The organism is Pedobacter terrestris (assembly GCF_052343045.1).
Taxonomy (GTDB): Bacteria; Bacteroidota; Bacteroidia; order Sphingobacteriales; family Sphingobacteriaceae; genus Pedobacter.
The window spans coordinates 2572592-2593008 of record NZ_CP180264.1 but is presented as its reverse complement, the minus strand read 5'-3'; the positions used below and the strand labels follow the sequence as shown (position 1 = coordinate 2593008).

8 protein-coding genes are annotated in these 20417 nt (G+C 41.7%); all 8 read left to right on the top strand.

Annotated elements, in window-relative coordinates:
* Positions 1-76 precede the first annotated feature (76 nt).
* The 8 genes from ACJVDH_RS11040 (at position 77) to ACJVDH_RS11005 (ending at position 18816) form a co-directional block, all read left to right on the top strand.
* Positions 77-1102, top strand: a complete 1026-nt coding sequence (locus ACJVDH_RS11040) for a LacI family DNA-binding transcriptional regulator (RefSeq protein ID WP_443943457.1) — start codon at positions 77-79, stop codon at positions 1100-1102.
* A 212-nt stretch (positions 1103-1314) separates the two neighbouring features.
* Complete coding sequence (locus ACJVDH_RS11035) at positions 1315-3597, top strand: FAD-dependent oxidoreductase (protein WP_443943456.1); 2283 nt, start codon at positions 1315-1317, stop codon at positions 3595-3597.
* 16 nt (positions 3598-3613) lie between these two features.
* Positions 3614-5308 carry a sodium:solute symporter family protein gene (locus ACJVDH_RS11030; protein ID WP_443943455.1) on the top strand — a complete coding sequence of 565 codons (1695 nt, stop codon included), beginning with the start codon at positions 3614-3616 and terminating at the stop codon, positions 5306-5308.
* Positions 5305-6705, top strand: a complete 1401-nt coding sequence (locus ACJVDH_RS11025) for a sialate O-acetylesterase (RefSeq protein ID WP_443943454.1) — start codon at positions 5305-5307, stop codon at positions 6703-6705. Before ACJVDH_RS11030 ends, ACJVDH_RS11025 begins: the two co-directional genes overlap by 4 nt.
* A 2692-nt stretch (positions 6706-9397) precedes the next feature.
* Positions 9398-12181, top strand: a complete 2784-nt coding sequence (locus ACJVDH_RS11020; protein ID WP_443943453.1) for a SusC/RagA family TonB-linked outer membrane protein — start codon at positions 9398-9400, stop codon at positions 12179-12181.
* A gap of 10 nt (positions 12182-12191) precedes the next feature.
* Positions 12192-13880: a RagB/SusD family nutrient uptake outer membrane protein gene (locus tag ACJVDH_RS11015; protein WP_443943452.1), complete on the top strand. Its 1689-nt coding sequence runs from the start codon at positions 12192-12194 to the stop codon at positions 13878-13880.
* A 78-nt stretch (positions 13881-13958) separates the two neighbouring features.
* The gene (locus ACJVDH_RS11010; RefSeq protein ID WP_443943451.1) at positions 13959-17066 is read left to right on the top strand and encodes a SusC/RagA family TonB-linked outer membrane protein; all 3108 of its coding nucleotides are present in this window, start codon (positions 13959-13961) and stop codon (positions 17064-17066) included.
* Positions 17067-17076: 10 nt separating this feature from the next.
* On the top strand, positions 17077-18816 hold the full coding sequence (locus tag ACJVDH_RS11005; protein ID WP_443943450.1) for a RagB/SusD family nutrient uptake outer membrane protein: 1740 nt from the start codon (positions 17077-17079) through the stop codon (positions 18814-18816).
* The last annotated feature ends 1601 nt before the right edge of the window (positions 18817-20417 follow it).

The window sequence follows — 20417 nt, the reverse complement described above, 5'->3', positions numbered from 1 at the left end:
TCTCACTTTTTTTATTAATTTGGTTTCCCTTACACAAGCCTTGTGCGGGCACAATCTTAACTGATGCTAACCAAATATGAAAAGTAACCAAACCACTATCGTTGATATTGCCAATGAACTCAATATCTCGAAATCAACGGTATCAAGGGCGCTCACCGGTCATCCCAGCGTGAAAACAGAAACCCGTGCAAAAATTCTTGAACTTGCAGAAAAACTAGATTATCAGCGCAATATGCTGTCTATCAGTTTAATTACCAATAAAACAAAAACCATCGGTATTGTTGTTCCAGAGTTTATTACTTCATTTTTTCCTCAGGTTGTGGTTGGTGCGCAAGAAGAAGCGGCCAGACAAGGTTACAGTGTCCTGATCTCGCAATGCAATGAAAGTTATGAGACTGAAGTCGCCAACTCTAAAGTTATGCTGGCCAATCGGGTAGATGGTGTTATGGTTTCGCTCACTAAAGAAACATTAAATTACGATCATTGGAAAGCATTTATCCGGAAACGGATTCCCGTGGTTTTTTTCAATCGCGTGTGCGAAGAAATGATGGTGCCTAAAGTGGTGGTGAATGATTATGACGCGGCATTTAAAGCGGTAGAACATTTAATCAGTATTGGCAAACGCAGAATTGCGCATCTCGCGGGGCCAAAATCGCTCGTCATCAGTCGTAAACGGTTAAACGGTTATACCGATGCATTAAAAAAGCACAATATTCCTTTAGATGAAGAACTGATCATCAGTTACGATCTTTCGCTCAACAATGTTAAAATGTATGTGAAACATTTGCTTGAGTTAGACAATCCTGTAGATGCACTTTTCGCAGTAAATGACCCTACAGCGATTGAAGTCATCCAGGTTTTAAAGAAAATCGGCAAACGCATTCCGGAAGATGTTGCTGTGGTTGGTTTTAGTGACAATTACGGATCAAATTTTATTGAACCAAGCTTAACCACACTGGCACAGCCTGTAAGAGAAATTGGCCGCAATGCGATGGATTTGTTATTGGCACTTATGGATAAAGACATCAGCGAATGGAAACCGCTAATCCGCACGCTAGATGCAGAACTGGTTATTCGCAATTCTACGGTACGCGAAGTTTAATCGGTTTAGTGGGCTAAAAGCGCAGATTATTTTTCAAAAAGTTTTAAATTATGTTTTTGGGAACGTTCCTATTTATCGGGAGCGTTCCCAAAATTTTTTACGGGAATTGCCGCATTCACCCGATATAAAATATAAATATCTTCGGATTCATTTTAACATTTGAAGTGGCACAGTGATATGAGTAAGCTGGCTACATATTCTTAAGATATTTCATGAAAAAAGAAGAAGCGACGGTAGAAAGAGCACTTAACCAAATTACCTTATCTGCCGATCTGGTTGTTGCAGGCGGCGGTTTATCCGGAGTCTCTACAGCCGTTACAGCAGCACGCCAGGGATTGCAAGTAATACTTGTACAAGATCGCCCGGTATTGGGCGGCAACGCATCGAGCGAAGTCCGTTTATGGGTCTTGGGTGCAACATCACATATGGGCAACAACAACAGATGGTCTAGAGAAGGCGGTTTTATAGATGAATTGCTGGTCGAAAATACCTTTAGAAATCCCGAAGGAAATCCATTAATTTTAGATATGATTTTGCTGGATAAAGTAAGTCAGGAACCAAATATTCAGCTTTTGCTGAACACAGCGGTTTATGAGGTGGCTAAAGACAGCGAAAACAACATTTCCAGCCTTAAAGCTTTTTGCAGTCAGAATTCTACCAATTACCAATTGTCGGCACCTTTGTTTTGTGATGCGACAGGTGATGGTATTGTTGGGTTTTTGGCTGGCGCAGCATTTAGAATGGGTGCAGAATCTAAAGAAGAATTTAATGAAGGTATGGCTCCAACTGCCGAATATGGCGAACTTTTGGGCCATTCCCTATATTTTTATAGCAAAGATACCGGCAAACCCGTAAACTTTATTGCACCATCATTTGCCTTAGAAGACATTACAGCCATTCCGCGTTTTAAACAATTTAATGCCAATGAATTTGGTTGTAAACTGTGGTGGGTAGAATATGGCGGCCGTTTGGATACCGTTCACGATACCGAGAAAATAAAATGGGAACTGTGGAAAGTGGTGTATGGCGTTTGGAATTACATTAAAAACTCCGGCAAATTCCCGGAGGCTGCAAACCTGACTTTAGAATGGGTAGGAACCATCCCCGGAAAACGGGAAAGCCGACGTTTTGAAGGGGATTATATGATGACCCAGCAAGATTTGGTAGAACAACGAGAACATGAAGATGCTGTTGCTTTTGGTGGATGGTCTATAGATTTGCATCCGGCAGATGGCGTTTATAGCGAACGTCCTGGTTGTAATCAATGGCACAGTAAGGGTATTTTCCAGATTCCATACCGCAGTTTATACAGTAAAAACATCAATAATCTTTTCCTCACGGGAAGAAATATCAGTGTAAGTCACGTTGCTTTTGGCGCAACACGTGTAATGGCTACCTGTGCTTATGTTGGTCAGGTTGCAGGTATTGCAGCAGCAGAATGTTTAGCTAAAAACTTAAAACCGAAAGCATTGAAAGCGGCAGAGCATTTAAAAGATTTGCAAAATCGCCTGATGCGCGAAGGACAGCATATTCCAAATGTGGCTTTCAAAGATGAAAAAGATTTGCTCCATCTCGCGCAAGTAAAGGCTTCAAGCGAAATTGATTTTACAGGTTTCGGTGAAACGGTATTATGGAAAACTTTAGATCTTCCATCCGGACAAATGTTGCCGCTTAAAAAGGGAGTTGTACCAATATTTAAAGTTCCCGTTAAAACAAATGAATCTACAAATCTGCAGGTAGAATTGCGTATCTGCAGTAGAAGAGGAAGTTTTACGCCTGATGTTACACTTGGCGAGAAAACGTTAACCGTTGAAGCCGGACAACTGGAAGTTGATGTTGACTTTGATATAGATTTAGCTGAAGATGGATATGTTTTTCTGCTTTTTGCAGCCAATCCAAAACTGAGTTTGGGGTATACCGAAAGACGCATCACCGGATTTTTATCCGTTTTTAATTCTAAGAATAAAGCCGTTTCCAACAACGGTAAACAAATACCACCGGCAGGAACAGGCGTGGATGAGTTTGAGTTTTGGTGCCCGCAACGCAGACCTAACGGCCAAAATATTGCACTTAATTTATCGGATGCACTAACGCCGGGAAGTATTACTCACATTTCTAACGGAACAGATCGGCCGGTTTCAAGAACAAATGCATGGATTGCTGATTTTTCTGATCCAAACCCAACTGTAGAGATTCAATGGACAGAAAATCAGGGAATTAAAAGTATAGATATCTGGTTTGATAGCGATTTTGATCATCCAATGGAATCTGTCTTGATGACACATCCAGAAAACCGGATGCCGTTCGTAATCCGCAATTATCGTATAAAAGACGATACAGGCAAGGAAATTTATACCAAAAACGATAACTTCCAAACCAGAAACCACATCCGTTTCGACGAAAAAATTAATACAAATAAATTAACGATAGAATTTCAGCATCCTTCTGATCAGGTACCTGCGGCCATTTTCGCCCTGCGCTGTTATGCTTACTAAATAGAATTGACGACAAATGGTTAGATTAGATTTTATAGTAATGGGGATTTTCGCCCTGTTAATTTTTGCCATTGGCCTCACTTTTACCCGCGTAGGCAGTAAAAACGGACAAGCATTTTTTGAAGCAGGTGGCGAAACGCCCTGGTGGATCAACGGACTTTCACTATTCATCAGTTATTTCTCTGCAGGTACTTTTGTTGTTTGGGGATCAATTGCCTATAAATACGGTGTAGTTTCCAATGCCATTCAATTAACAATGGCCATCAGCGGTTTTATTGTGATGTTATTTATTGCTGCGCGATGGAAAAAAACCGGCGTAGCTACTGCAGCAGAATACATCGGGAAACGATTCGGCGATAAAGAAAAACAATTTTATACATATATGACTTTGCTGCTCAGTTTATTTACCACCGCTGCAGTATTGTATCCGGTAGGGAAGATGGTTCATGTAGCTACAGATTTGCCCGTTAATACCTGTATTTTAATTATTGGTTTAATCATTGTTTTATACACTGCAGCCGGCGGTTTATGGGCAGTACTCGTTACAGACGTGGTGCAATTTGTAATTCTTTCTGCTGCAGTACTTATCGTAATTCCGATTTCTTTTGCAGAGATTGGAGGTGTAAATAACCTGATCAGCAAAGCGCCAGAGCATTTTTTCGAACCTTTTAATTCTGATTATACATTCGGTTTTATGCTGGCCTTTATTGTTTACCAAACGTTCTATATTGGGGGAAATTGGTCATACGTACAGCGGTATACCAGCGTTGCCGATCAGAAAAATGCTAAAAAAGTAGCCGGAATTTTTACTATACTTTATTTTGTAAGTCCAGTGATTTGGATGCTGCCGCCAATGATTTACCGCATCATCAATCCAAATTTACAAGGGTTGGAAACTGAAGATGCGTATATGATGCTCATTCAGAAAGTAATGCCAGCCGGTTTAATTGGTTTGGTTTTGGCCGGGATGGTTTCTGCAACGTCAAGTAAAGCAAATACAACCATTAATATGGCAGCAACGGTTTTTGCACAAGATATTTATAAAAATTTAATCCGTCCTTCGGCTTCAGAAAAACAAGTAATTTGGATGGCAAGGCTGTTTACGCTGTTGTTCGGCATTTTGACCATTGTAATAGCCATGTGGATTCCAAGTGCCGGCGGAATTGTAGAAGTGGTGCTTAGCACAGCATCTATTGCTGGTGGCGCATTGTTTGCGCCAATTATATGGACGTTGTTTTCTAAACGTCAAACGGGTTTGTCTGTGGTTTTCGCCACACTTGCATCACTTTCTATTAACCTTTTTTTCAAAGTATTGGCACCATCATTACTGGAAATTAAACTAAGCAGAACAATTGAAACAGCGCTCGGAATGGGCATCCCGATTGCCATTTTGCTAGCCTTTGAGTTGTATTACTCCAGCAAGGGTTTCGTTTCTGAAAAAGCAATTCTAATGGACGCGGAACAGGAGAGATTATCGAAACAACCGAAAGAGGAAGCCGTTATAACGCATTTCGCAGCAGAAAAACAAAATATTTTTGGGATTCGGGTAATCGCCATTTCTATGGCTGTGGTGGGCGTAGGCATTATGATTTTAGGCGCACTCGCTAAGGGTTTTTCTCTGGTAATATTAGGTGTTGGTGCAGCAATTATCGTTGGCGCCATAGCAATTGGTAAAACAACTATGAATACACCAAAACCAGATATAAAATGATACGTAATTTGCTGTTTATTTTGTTATTAAGCGTTGGTAGTTCTGCTTTTGCTTTAGTTAAACTGCCATCTTTTTTTGGAGACAATATGGTGCTCCAACAGAATACTAAGGTTAAGATTTGGGGTTGGGGAAGTGCCGGACAATCTGTTGTGGTTAAAACATCCTGGGACGAAAAAAAATACAAAGCCAAAACGGATGAAACCGGAAATTGGCAGCTTTGGGTGAACACGCCTGCCGCTGGTGGTCCATATACCTTGCACATCAGCGAAAAAAATACAGTTGTATTGAACAATATTTTAATCGGCGAGGTCTGGATTTGTTCCGGTCAATCCAATATGGATATGCCTGTTAAAGGTTACGGAAATTTACCCATAGCGCATTCTGCCGATCTGATTTTGGAATCGCCCAATTCAAACCTTCGGTTATTTCATGTCGAAAGAGCCTATTCTGATCAGCCGCAAAATGACGTTAAAGGTGAATGGAATGTAGCTGACGCGCAATCGGTAGCGAACTTCAGTGCCGTAGGTTACCAGTTCGCGCTAATGTTGCAAAAACATTTAGGTGTGCCTGTCGGGATAATCCAAAGCACTTGGGGAGGCTCTCCGATTGAAGCGTGGACGGATAAAAAAGTGCTCGAAGATCTTCTGGGTGAACGCTTGAAAACGGATCGGGCCATTTCCAAAGCGATTCATCAAACACCAGGAAACTTATATAATGCAATGATTCGGCCGTTAGAAGGGTTTTCCATTGCTGGTGTAATTTGGTATCAGGGCGAACAAAATCGCCACAACAATTCAGATTACCTTGCTTTGCAAATGGCGATGGTGAAAGATTGGCGCAAACATTGGAATATCGGCGACTGGCCGTTTTATACCGTTCAAATTGCACCGATGAATTATGGGAAAGAACCAGCGCTGTCACTTCCATTACTTCGCGAAGCACAAGTAAAATTAACCGATTCGTTGGTCAATACCGGAATCGCAGTTTCTATGGATGTAGGTGAAGAACATAATATTCATCCGGCAAATAAAACACCGATCAGTAAACGTTTGGCGGCACTTGCTTTAGCGCAGCATTACCATATAGAAGGAATCGCTGCGGTTGGTCCGCGGTACGCCTCCATGCAGGTAAAAGCAGATACCATAACGCTTAAATTTCTGAATACGCCTTTGGGTTTAACCAGTTATGGGAAAACTTTAACGCAATTTGAAATTGCTGGCGCTGATCGGGTATATCATCCCGCAAAAGCGAAGATTAAAGATAGTCAGGTTATGGTGTTTAACACCGAGGTACACAATCCTATCGCTGTACGTTACGCTTTTAAAGATTGGATTGTTGGCGAATTGTATAGCACAGAAGGGATGCCAGCGCCTCCATTCAGAACGGATAACTGGTGATAGGCGAGGTGTTATTGGCGCGGCAACATGACAAACCCGTCATTGCGAGGAGGAACGACGAAGCAATCTATTCTATCAATTCACCAGACAGATTGCTTCAGGCCACTACACAATAACCACGCTGCCGTTCGCAATGACGGAATGTGAGCGGAAAAATATAGCCACGGAAACACTGAATACACGGAAATAGCACATCGAGAACACGACAAACCCGTCATTGCGAGGAGGAACGACGAAGCAATCTATCCTCTCAATTCACCAGACAGATTGCTTCACGCCATTACACAATAACCACGCTGCTGTTCGCAATGACGGAATGTGAGCAGAAAAGTATAGCCACTGAAACACTGAATACACGGAAATAGCACATCGAGAACACGACAAACCCGTCATTGCGAGGAGGAACGACGAAGCAATCTATCCTACCAATTCACCAGACAGATTGCTTCACGCCATTACACTAAACCAACCCTTTAGCTCGCAATGACGGAATGTGAGCGAAAAAATATAGCCACTGAAACACTGAATACACTGAAATAGCACATCGAGAACATGACAAACCCGTCATTGCGAGGAGGAACGACGAAGCAATCTATCCTACCAATTCACCAGACAGATTGCTTCACGCCATTACACTAAACCAACCCTTTAGCTCGCAATGACGGAATGTGAGCGAAAAAGTATAGCCACGGAAACACTGAATACACGGAAATAGCACATCGAGAATACGACAAACCCGTCATTGCGAGGAGGAACGACGAAGCAATCTATCCTCTCAATTCACCAGACAGATTGCTTCACGCCATTACACTAAACCAACCCTTTAGCTCGCAATGACGGAATGTGAGCGGAAAAATATAGCCACTGAAACACTGAATACACGGAAATAGCACATCGAGAACACGACAAACCCGTCATTGCGAGGAGGAACGACGAAGCAATCTATTCTATCAATTCACCAGACAGATTGCTTCAGGCCACTACACAATAACCACGCTGCCGTTCGCAATGACGGAATGTGAGCGGAAAAATATAGCCACGGAAACACTGAATACACGGAAAAATGAGTAAAATAATATACTGGTTTAAGGCGATTTCTACGGCCAAACCATTGTTTCTCCGTTTTGCTTTTTACCGGCCTAGGGATTTTTTGGGATACACTGGCCCAGCCTGAGTACAAACTTTCATAAAAAAATATCAGCCGGCAGTTTTTGGTTCTTTTTGCTGTCAAAAAGAAGGAGCCAACGCGGCGATGAGCGGAAAAATATAGCCACTGAAACACTGAATACACGGAAATAGCACATCGAGAATACGACAAACCCGTCATTGCGAGGAGGAACGACGAAGCAATCTATTCTATCAATTCACCAGACAGATTGCTTCACGCCCTTACACGAAACCGACCCTTTAGCTCGCAATGACGGAATGTGAGCGGAAAAGTATAGCCACGGAAGCACTGAATACACGGAAAAATGAGTAAAATAATATACTGGTTTAAGGCGATTTCTACGGCCAAACCATTGTTTCTCCGTTTTGCTTTTTACCGGCCTAGGGATTTTTTGGGATACACTGCCCCAGCCTGAGTACAAACTTTAATAAAAAAATATCAGCCGGCAGTTTTTGGTTCTTTTTGCTGTCAAAAAGAAGGAGCCAACGCGGCGATGAGCGGAAAAATATAGCCACTGAAACACTGAATACACGGAAATAGCACATCGAGAATACGACAAACCCGTCATTGCGAGGAGGAACGACGAAGCAATCTATTCTATCAATTTACCAGACAGATTGCTTCACGCCCTTACACTAAACCAACCCTTTAGCTCGCAATGACGGAATGTGAGCGGAAAAACATAGCCACTGAAACACTGAATACACGGAAATAGCACATCGAGAACACGACAAACCCGTCATTGCGAGGAGGAACGACGAAGCAATCTATCCTATTAATTCACCAGACAGATTGCTTCACGCCCTTACACGAAACCAACCCTTTAGCTCGCAATAACGGAATGTGAGCTGAAAAATATAGCCACGGAAACACTGAATACACGGAAATAGCACATCGAGAACACGACAAACCCGTCATTGCGAGGAGGAACGACGAAGCAATCTATTCTATCAATTCACCAGACAGATTGCTTCATGCCCTTACACGAAACCAACCCTTTAGCTCGCAATGACGATAATGAGTGGTACTTACGGTAAACGTCATATTTACCGCAGGGAGATATTTTGTGTTAATCTTTTGTTAGATCTCTCACTTCAGTTCCATTCGGGATGTCGTTATACATGATAAACTCCGCTTGGGACAAAGTCGTAACAAAACATTAAGCAAAGTTCCTCACATTTCACGCAATTAAGGTTTATTTCTATAGTTTTAAGCAGTTATGAGAACGTTCCCATTTTATGGGAACGTTCTCATTGAAATTTGTAGCACCATTATAATGCGTCCAATCAAAACCTGAATATCTTTGATTAAGAACACAACCAAATACTTTTAACCAAATTATTATGAGAAAATTTTCCTATTGTCATTCCGTACCCGACACTTTTTTCAGTGCGCTAAACTAGTGTATCCTTCCTTGCGATTGGGCAATTTTATGCCATCCAAAAAGAATTCTTGTTAACACCTTAATTTAAAAAAATGTCGGTTTACACTCAAATACGTCTCGTATCCTTATGCAGTTGTTTGATGTTGATTAACGTTGCAAAAGCATCCACAATTAAACGCACAAATTATCAGGATACTGTACGCATAAAAAGCTTGAATCCAGAGGATTCACTTAAAAAAATTAAACAGTTGATTTATTTCAATACACCCAAAAAATTGTCGACCACTTCTTCGGCAACAATACTGGGTAAAGAAATTTCTTCTACGCCGGTTGCCTCTTATCCACTCACATTATCTGGCAGATTACCAGGTTTAACTGTTTCACAAACAAATGGACAGCCACTGAGCGAAGGCGCTTCTTTAAAATTACGTGGACAAACGCCGCTTATTTTTATTGACGGAATACCACGTTCTGTAGCAGAAATCGGGATGGAAGAGATCGAATCCATCACCGTAATTAAAGATGCCGTTGGCCTTGCCATGTTGGGCATCAGAGGCGCAAACAGTGCGGTTTCTGTAGTGACCAAAAAAGGATCGGCAAATGGACAAACCATTAATTTTACCGGTCAGTGGGGGATTCAAAAACCCATACAAAATCTTATCGCGAAACCGCTTGATGCTTACAACTACGGTATGTTATACAACGAAGCACTTGCTAACGATGGTTTGTCTGTAGCAAACAATGGTTTTAGCCAAGTCGCTTTGAATGCGTATCAGACCGGATCAGACCCATTGCGTTATCCGAATGTAAACTGGACAGATCAGATTTTAGACAATTCATCTGCCGTGGCGCGTTACAATCTAAATACCAGCGGTGGAAATGCATACGTAAAGTATTTTGTAAGCCTTGAACATTTTAGTCAGGATGGTCTGCTGAAAACCAGCGACATGAATAAATACAATACCAATGCAGATTTGAAGGGTTATTTTATCCGCTCAAATGTAGATTTAAAACTAACGGATAAAATCAGCGCCGGAATTTATATACAGGGAAGAATCCTGAATACCACAAACCCTGGAAATAATGCAGCTGATAATTTGTTTAATGCAATTCTGGCTACGCCAAACAGCGCATATCCAATCTATAACGCAAACGGAACTTATGGAGGTTCCACACTGTTTCAAAACAATATCCTTGCACAAAACATTGGCGCGGGTTATTCATTGAGTAATACGCGTACTGTACTGACAGATTTTTATTTGAAACATACTTTAGATGAGGTAACTCCAGGTTTATGGATTAAAGCGCGGGCATCTTTCTTCAGCAATCTGAACGAGAATATCGTCAGAGCGAAAACATTTGCCGTTTTCGAGCAGATTGGTGCGTCTGGTATGCCTGCAACATATCGCCAGTTTGGAACCAATGGTGCGCAAGGAAATTCCAATAGCATCAGTTTCCAAAACCGGTCTGATTTTCAAGAATTTTCTTTAGGATATGATCGGCAGTTTGGCGATCACGGCGTAACGGCATCTTTACTTGCCAACCGCGATAATCTGGTTAACGGTTCAAATTTGCCGTATACCATTCAAGGAATTTCTGGGCATGCCGCATACAACTTTAAAGAAAAATATCTGGCAGAGCTTTCCTTTTCTCAAAGCGGAGCAAACCGTTATCCAGACAAAGGTGGATTTAAGTATGGATTTTTCCCTGCAATTGGTTTGGGATGGAATATTTCTGAAGAATCTTTCCTTAAATCCAGTACATGGTTAGAACACCTTAAACTTTATGGTTCTTTCGGTAGAGTAGGTAGAGATAATGGTGCTTATTATACTTATCAGCAAGTATATAATGCAAGTCCGACGAGCTATTTTGGTTCAAGTGGTACTGCAGGTACTACGATTGGAGAATCTTACCTTGCGAATCCAGCCATCACCTGGGAAAAATCAAATATGCTTAATGTTGGTTTTGATGCCGGTTTCTTAAAAGATCAGCTTACGTTTAACGTAGAATATTACAACAATAAGTATACAGATATCAGTATCGTTCGCGGCAATGGCGGTAGCATGCTGGGGATTTCTTATCCGGCAGAAAACATTGGTCAGCAACGTTATTACGGTTGGGAAGCGCAAATCAATTGGAACCAGCAGAAGAAAAGTTTCGGTTATTTCGCAACGTTTAATGTCAGTTTGCAAAATTCTAAGCTGCTATACAGTGCAGAAGCCAGCCAACGCTACAATTGGATGTACCGTACAGGTCATCCGGTAGGGCAAACCTATGGTTACATTGCTGAAGGCTTGTTTCAAAGCCAGCAGGAAATTACCGGTTACCCAACAATTGAAGGATACACACCACAACCTGGAGATATAAAATACCGTGATTTGAATGGCGATGGGATAATCAATCAATACGATCAAACCACTATTGGTTCTCAAAAACCAACCTTGTTTTTGGGCGCGAGAGTAGGATTTAATATCTCAGGTTTTGATTTCAGTGCATTATTTCAAGGCGCTGTAAATCAGCAGGTATATCTTTCCGGAAACAGTTATTGGGAGTTTCAGGGCGGAACTGCGCAGGCTTACGAAACGCAATTGGGCAGATGGACGGCTGCCACGGCTGCTACAGCAGAATATCCGCGTCTGACTACCAATTCTGGTCCGCGGAATGGCGCTACAAATAACTTTGTAAATTCTACATTCTGGTTGCGTAACGGAGATTATATCCGCCTGAAAACCGTAGAATTGGGCTATCGTTTTCCGGTAGCATTAACGCAAAAAATCGGACTAAAATCTACCCGTTTATTTGTTAACGGATTAAATCTGTACACCTTCGGATCTAAAACATTTAACGGTGCCGATCCCGAAAATTATACTGGTGCCTATCCAATCGAACGCGTATTTACTATGGGCATAAACATTCAACTTTAGCATTTTGGATATGAAAAGATCTCTCTATTTTATAATCATCGTATCGATGCTCGCCATGTCATCATGTAAGAAATTCGAAACAGAGCCAGATGAACGTACGTCAGAAACTGATGTTTTTGATCCTACGGATCAAGCTGGTGTACAATCTACAGCCTATTTACTTGGCATTTACTCTTTTTTACCTACCGGATTTAACCGCGTTGATGGCGATTTTCTGGATGCAGCTACGGATGATGCCGTTGCATCTTCAGAACGATCAGGCGTTTTATTGTTTACAAACGGGCAGCTAAATGCCACAAACTATCCAGACAATAGCTGGTCTAATAGTTATACAATCATCCGCAGAAGCAATATTTTTCTAAAAAATCTGCCTGTAGTTCCTATTGCTGATGATATTCGTAAAAGACAAGTTGCCGAAGCCCGTTTTCTGCGTGCATTTGCATATTTTGAAATGCTTAAACGCTACGGAGGCATTCCGTTGGTTGGCGATCGTGTATTCAGTCTGGATGACGATTTGAATCTTGCACGCAACACGTTTGCAGAATGTGTAGATTATATCGCTGCAGAATGCGATGCCATTACAACAGATTTGCCAAATGGATCTACCATAACAGCGGCAGAATTTGGCAGAATCCCATCAGAAGCAGCACTGGCACTTAAACTGCGTTTATATTTATATGCTGCAAGTCCGTTATTTAATGGCGGCGGTTTTGAAAGTAATGCACAGGTAAAAGCGCTTACAGGTTACCCCACGGCAGATGCGAGCAGATGGCAACGCGTAATTTCTACAGCCGAAACATTGATTGCAAAAGGCTATTACAAATTGCCCGCCGGAACGGGACAAGCCGTGTATACATCTGTATTTACTACCAAAATCAATACAGATATTATTTTGTCTAAGCAATCTGCAAACTCTACGGTAATAGAAAATGCAAATGCGCCGGTAGGTTTTGTGGCGCCAACTGCCAGTAATGGCCGTACCAGTCCGACGCAGAATTTTTTGAATGCTTTCCCAAAATTAGATGGAACTGCATATACGGGTGCTACAGATGTAGCCGCTCAATATGAAAATCGCGACCCGCGGCTTAAAGCCATTTTGTTTTATAATGGTGTACAATGGTTAAACAGGGCAGTTCAGACGTATGAAGGAGGTTTAGATAAACCAAACCAAGCGTTTAAAACGCAAACCAAAACCAGTTATTACCTGCGTAAGTTTATGGCCGATTTTTCTACATCAACCACATATTCTAACCAAAGCCACAATTTCCCGTATTTCCGTTTTGCCGAAGTTTTACTCACTTATGCCGAAGCATTGAATGAAGTTGGCCGTACTGAAGATGCTGTAAAACAGATCAATCTGGTGCGCGCACGTGCCGGGATAACTGCTGGTACCAACGGACGATATGGCATTGCAGCAGGAATTTCTCCGGCAAATCTACGCGAGCTGATCAAAAATGACCGCCGTATAGAGTTGTCTTTTGAAGAGCACCGTTTTTATGATTTGAGAAGGTGGAAAATGGACGCTGCTTTGGCCACAACGTTAACCGGATTAAAAATTACCCAAAATGGAACAGCACTAAATTATGCCGTTCAGGATATTGGTAAAATGGTTTTCCAGAATAAGTATTATCATATGCCGATCCCATATCTCGAAATGACAAGAAATACTAAGCTTGTTCAAAACGAAGGGTATTACTAGGCATTACAGACAGAATTTAAAATTGGGTTGCATGTGCAAATCGCTGTGCAACATCCATTCAGATAAAATATTATACAGATGAAAAAATTGATATACTTATGCTGTATGTTTTTTCTGTTGCTTAGCCATCAGGTTTTTGCACAGAAAAAACAGGTTAGTGGTACCGTAGCCGATTCTAATGGAGCGCTTCCGGGCGTAACCGTAATGGAGAAAAATAATCCGAAAAACGGAACCACCACAAATGGTGATGGAAAGTTTACGTTAAGCGTAAGCAGTGATGTACTTGTGTTCAAAACTGTTGGTTACGTGCTTAAAGAGGTTTCTTTGCAAGGGCAAACAGTGGTTAATGTTACGCTGGCAGAAGACCAGACTGCATTAGAAGATGTTGTGGTAATTGGTTATGGCGAGAAGAAAAAGATTACCCTTACAGGATCAGTAAGTGCCGTAAGCGGGAAAGACCTTCGCCAAAGCCCATCGCCAAGTTTGCAAAATACTTTGGCGGGTAGAGTTACCGGTTTTACAAGTCAACAGCGTAGTGGCCAACCAGGAAGTGACGGTGCAAGCTTTAACGTACGTGGCGTAAGTTCTTATACCGGAAACAATAATCCTTTAATTTTGGTAGATGATATTGAATTTACTTACGATCAGTTTTCGCAGCTAAACGCCAACGAGATCGAATCGGTAAGTATCTTGAAAGATGCATCAACCACATCTATTTACGGTATAAAAGGCGCAAACGGCGTAATATTGGTCACTACCGTACGCGGAAAAGTTGGGAAACCACAAATTGGCGTTCAGTTTGAGTATGGTTTGAATCAATTGACCAGAAGACCCAATTATCTAAATGCTTATGAATCTGCATCATTAGTTAACGAAGCCCAGGTAAATACCAATAACTTAAACCCGAATCCGAGTTTTGTGCGGACTTTTTCTGATGCAGATCTTGAACTTTACCGCAACGGAACAGATCCTTACGGCCATCCGGATAACAACTGGGCAGACTTAATCTTGAAGCAATTTGCGCCACAGGCGCGTGCCAATTTCAACGTAACCGGAGGAACGGAGAAAGCCAAATATTTTGTGTCTTTAGGTTACCTGAACCAGGGCGGACAATTAAAAGACTACAGTGAAGATTTGAATAGCAAATTTTATTATCACCGTTACAATTATCGTTCTAACGTAGATTTAAAAGTAACCAAAACCCTCGATGTGCGTTTTGATCTTTTTGGTAGTGTTGATGAAACCAATGCAAATGCCGCCAGTGCAAACAATAATATTTTCAGTGATTTAGGTCGCTCCGCAGAAACCGCACCCTACAACTACCCAATTTACAATCCAGATGGTAGCCTTGGTTACAGTTCATGGCAGAGAAATGCGTCCGGCCGTAACAATAACAACCTCATCGGTCGTTTGATGTACAACGGTTATTACCGCACTTTCTCCAATAACATTAACCTGGCTACCTCAGCTACGCAAAAGCTCGATTTTATTACCAAAGGCTTGTCTTTGAAAGGGACGTTAGCCTACCGGAATCTGTATAGCTATTCTCGTTCGCTCACACGCCCCGTTAGCGGAACGGGATTTATTTCCTACATCTACGATCCTGTAACAGGCACTTACGGATTTGGACAACGTGATAACGTTTACCGCATCAGTACGCCAAACATCACATATGCACCCGGCAGTACAAACAGCGCACTTACCATGCAGGCCATTTTGAACTATAACCGCAATTTCGGCGATCATCATGTTTCGGGATTGTTTTTATACAATCAGAACAGTAAAAAAGCCCAAAATACTACGAATACAGATTATAACTTTATTCCCGAAAATTTCAGAGGATACACCGCCCGGATTGGATATGATTATAAACAACGCTATCTGATCGAATTTAGCGGAGCCTACAACGGAACAGACCGTTTTTCTTCCGATCGCCGTTTCGGATTTTTCCCTGCTGTATCCGTAGGCTGGAATATCGCCGAGGAAAAATTGGTGAAAGACCATCTCAAATTCCTGAATCTATTTAAACTGCGTGGTTCATACGGTTTGGTTGGGGTAGACAATACGAACGGCGTGTATTCTTACCTGCAAAGTTATACTTCAGGAAGCGGTACAGGTTTATTCGGACTGGCAACCAACAATCCGTACGGAGTTGTGACTGAGGGAACCTTGGGCAATAATGAAGTAACCTGGGAGAAAGAAAAAAAGCTGGATATTGGTTTAGATATTTCTGCCTTAAACAATAAATTAACGGCAACTTTCGGTTATTTCAATAACCACCGTTATGATATTTTAACTACCCGCGGTACTGTTTCTGCTGTGTTTGGCCAATCATTACCAAATGTAAATCTTGGTAAAACCAATAATAAAGGTTTTGAAGCAGAAATTGGATACAACAATTCTATCGGTAAAAACTGGAATTATATGATTAGAGGAACCTATTCTCTGGCCAAAAACCGGATAGATTTTATGGATGAAGCTGATCCGCTTTATGCGTATCAACGTCAAACCGGTCAGGCTATTGGTTCTGTATTGAAATACAACTGGACCGGCGAGTTTTATTCTGTTGATGATATTGCCAATCCGGCGGTTCCTAAACCTACCATTGGCGGTCGCCCCGGCGATCTCAAATATAAAGATCTGAACAATGATGGTGTAATAGATGCAAGCGACCGTTCGTATTTTGGATATACTAATTTTCCAACTACCACTTATGGTGTTACTTTAGGTGCCGGTTATAAAAACTTTAATATCACCTTACTTTTTCAAGGATCAGCAAATTTTGTAGCAAGTGCGCAAGGTGCAGTAATTCATCACAATGCAAGTAATCAGCTGCCAATCCACCAGCAACATTGGACACCAGAATTGGGCAATAACGCAAAATATCCTCAGTTGTATACCACTGCGCTGAGTCAGAGTCCGCGAGATTATTACTCAGATTTCTGGGCCATTCCCGCAGATTATATCCGATTGAAAACCGCAGAAATCAGCTATGCTGCCGGTCCGAAATTGCTTAGTAAACTTAAAGTAAAAGCAATGAGGATTTATGCTAACGGATATAACCTGTTCACCAAGACCAAATTGGATAAGTTATATAATGTAGATCCGGAGATTGTTGAATCGGCTGCCGACCTGCCATATCCACCAACCAGAATTATTAACATGGGCGTAAATGTTACCTTTTAATCGCTATTGTATGAAAAAGATATTAACCATTATAGTGCTTTCGGGAGTGATATTTTCTTGTAAAAAATCAACTTTCCTCGATGATAAAACTAACGGACTTACAGAAGAAGTTGTATTTACAGACAGTGTTCAAACCACCAGTTTTTTAAATAAGATATATGTAGATGCCGGTTACACCTTTGGTCCGCAACGGTTTAATTCTGCCGGAGGTTCTGGAAATACAGAGTTGGCAACAGACAATGCCGAAGGGCAAAATAACCTGGCAGTTTGGGCAGACGCATATGTACAAGGTGTTATTGGGCCAACCAATGTACTTACAGGTTTTGGTACCGATAAGGATTTTTGGAATACACCATACAAGAATATCAGAAGAGTAAATTTACTGATTGCCAAATTGCCTGAAGCACCTTTTGCAGAATCGACCAGAAAACGTATGCGCGCAGAAGCACGATTTCTGAGGGCTTTTTATTACTCCAATATGATTGCTGTATTTGGTGGTGTGCCAATAGTTGGCGATCAGGTTTATGGTATTAATGACATCATCAATATTCCAAGAAATTCCTATGCAGAGTGCATTTCGTATATTACAGCAGAACTGGACGCTGCCGCTACCGATCTGGCAGGTGTAGTGTATAAAGATATTGATTACGGACGCATTACGCGTGGCGCTTGTCTGGCTTTAAAATCTCGCGTGCTGTTGTATGCCGCAAGTCCGCTTTTTAATGGTGGCGGTGTAACAACCGATGCTTTTGTGGGTTATCCAACAGCAAATCAAAACCGCTGGACATTAGCGGCGAATGCGGCAGAAGCAGTTATTAATACGGGCTTATACAGTCTTAATGTAGACAATGCAACCAGACCAGGAAATGGATTTTATCAGTTATTTTTAAAGAGAGTAAACAGTGAATATATTTTTGCGTATAACCGGCCGGCACAAAAAGAATTTGAAACCTTTTATTTGCCACCTACACGTTCCGGAAGTTCTGTAATGCGTCCAACACAAAATCTGATCGAAGCTTTTGGAATGAAGGATGGAAAATCAATTACGGAAAGTAGTTTGTATAACGCAAACGATCCTTATGCAAACCGAGATCCGCGTTTTGATTATTCGGTGATTTACAATGGCTTGTCTTACATGGGAAATACTGGCGTAAAAACCACGGTTCTGACGTATACCAGCACCGGATCTACAATTGCAAATACAACATCTGATGCCTATACGTCTACCAATAAGTTTACAGGATATTTTTCACGTAAAATGCTCGATGAAAATTTAACCAATGCAACAAGTGGAAATACAGAACGCGCATGGCCGCTCATTCGTTATGCAGAAATTTTGCTCAATTATGCTGAAGCAATTAACGAGGCGGGCCAACCGGCAAAAGCATACGACAAACTGATTTTATTGCGGGCAAGAGCCGGAATCACTGCCGGATCTGATGGTTTGTACGGTTTAAAAGCAAATATGACGACTGCAGAAATGCGCAATGTAATCCAGAATGAACGACGCGTAGAGTTGGCTTTTGAAGATCATCGTTTTTACGATATTCGCAGATGGAAAATTGCATCAACGGTACTTAAAGGATACAATTCTGTTGACATAATCACCAGAACTGCAACCAATACTTATGTGCATTCTATTGGTCGTGCACCAAGACCTTTGAATTTCCGCGATGCCATGTATCTGCTGCCAATTCCATTAAGTGAAATTCAGAAAATGCCATTGATGCAGCAAAATCCAGGATATTAAATTTGGTTTAAAGTTGGTTAGTTGGAGGACCGCCATTGCAAACTGAACATTCGGTACAGGGCGCAAATGGCCTGAAGCAATCTGTCTGGGGAATTGATAAGATAGATTGCTTCGTCGTTCCTCCTCGCAATGATGGGTTTGTCGTGTTCTCGATGTGCTATTTCCGTGTATTCAGTGTTTCAGTGGCTATATTTTTCCGCTCATCGCCGCGTTGGCTCCTTCTTTTTGACAGCAAAAAGAACCAAAAACTGCCGGCTGATATTTTTTTATGAAAGTTTGTACTCAGGCTGGGCCAGTGTATCCCAAAAAATCCCTAGGCCGGTAAAAAGCAAAACGGAGAAACTGTGGTTTGGCTTTAGAAATTGCCTAGGTAGGTGTGTTATTTCATTGCATTTTTCCGTGTATTCAGTGTTTCCGTGGCGATTTGCCTGTTTTTCTGGTAACATGCAGTACGACGAGGAATATAGAAAATCCGTCATCGCGAGCTGAACCGATGGGTTTTCGTGTAATGGTGTGAAGCAATCTGTCTGGTGAATTGATAGGATAGATTGCTTCGTCGTTCCTCCTCGCAATGACGGGTTTGTCGTGTTCTCGATGTGCTATTTCCGTGTATTTATTGCTTCCGTGGCCATATTTTTCCGCTCATCGCCGCGTTGGCTCCTTCTTTTTGACAGCAAAAAGAACCAAAAACTGCCGGCTGATATTTTTTTATTAAAGTTTGTAGTCAGGCTGGGCCAGTGTATCCCAAAAAATCCCTAGGCCGGTAAAAAGCAAAACGGAGAAACAAAGGTTTGGCTTTAAAAATTGCCTAGGTAGGTGTGTTATTTCATTGCATTTTTCCGTGTATTCAGTGCTTCCGTGGCGATTTGCCTGTTTTTCTGGTAACATGCAGTACGACGAGGAATATAGAAAATCCGTCATTGCGAACAGCAGCGTGGTTATTGTGTAATGGCGTGAAGCAATCTGTCTGGTGAATTGAGAGGATAGATTGCTTCGTCGTTCCTCCTCGCAATGACGGGTTTGTCGTGTTCTCGATGTGCTATTTCCGTGTATTTAGTGCTTCCGTGGCTATACTTTTCCGCTCACATTCCGTCATTGCGAACAGCAGCGTGGTTATTGTGTAATGGCGTGAAGCAATCTGTCTGGTGAATTGATAGACTAGATTGCTTCGTCGTTCCTCCTCGCAATGACGGGTTTGTCGTATTCTCGATGTGCTATTTCCGTGTATTCAGTGTTTCAGTGGCTATATTTTTCCGCTCATCGCCGCGTTGGCTCCTTCTTTTTGACAGCAAAAAGAACCAAAAACTGCCGGCTGATATTTTTTTATGAAAGTTTGTACTCAGGCTGGGCCAGTGTATCCCAAAAAATCCCTAGGCCGGTAAAAAGCAAAACGGAGAAACAATGGTTTGGCCGTAGAAATCGCCTTAAACCAGTATATTATTTTACTCATTTTTCCGTGTATTCAGTGCTTCCGTGGCTATACTTTTCCGCTCACATTCCGTCATTGCGAGCTGAAGGGTTGGTTTTGTGTAATGGTCTGAAGCAATCTTTATTGCATTTTCTACTCATTTCTCCGTGTATTCAGTGCTTCCGTGGCAAAC

Excerpts from the sequence above, each read along its gene's own strand:
- ACJVDH_RS11040 (WP_443943457.1), top strand. The coding sequence starts at position 77 with ATGAAAAGTAACCAAACCACTATCGTTGATATTGCCAATGAACTCAAT.
- ACJVDH_RS11035 (WP_443943456.1), top strand. The coding sequence starts at position 1,315 with ATGAAAAAAGAAGAAGCGACGGTAGAAAGAGCACTTAACCAAATTACC.
- ACJVDH_RS11030 (WP_443943455.1), top strand. The coding sequence starts at position 3,614 with ATGGTTAGATTAGATTTTATAGTAATGGGGATTTTCGCCCTGTTAATT.
- ACJVDH_RS11025 (WP_443943454.1), top strand. The coding sequence starts at position 5,305 with ATGATACGTAATTTGCTGTTTATTTTGTTATTAAGCGTTGGTAGTTCT.
- ACJVDH_RS11020 (WP_443943453.1), top strand. The coding sequence starts at position 9,398 with ATGTTGATTAACGTTGCAAAAGCATCCACAATTAAACGCACAAATTAT.
- ACJVDH_RS11015 (WP_443943452.1), top strand. The coding sequence starts at position 12,192 with ATGAAAAGATCTCTCTATTTTATAATCATCGTATCGATGCTCGCCATG.
- ACJVDH_RS11010 (WP_443943451.1), top strand. The coding sequence starts at position 13,959 with ATGAAAAAATTGATATACTTATGCTGTATGTTTTTTCTGTTGCTTAGC.
- ACJVDH_RS11005 (WP_443943450.1), top strand. The coding sequence starts at position 17,077 with ATGAAAAAGATATTAACCATTATAGTGCTTTCGGGAGTGATATTTTCT.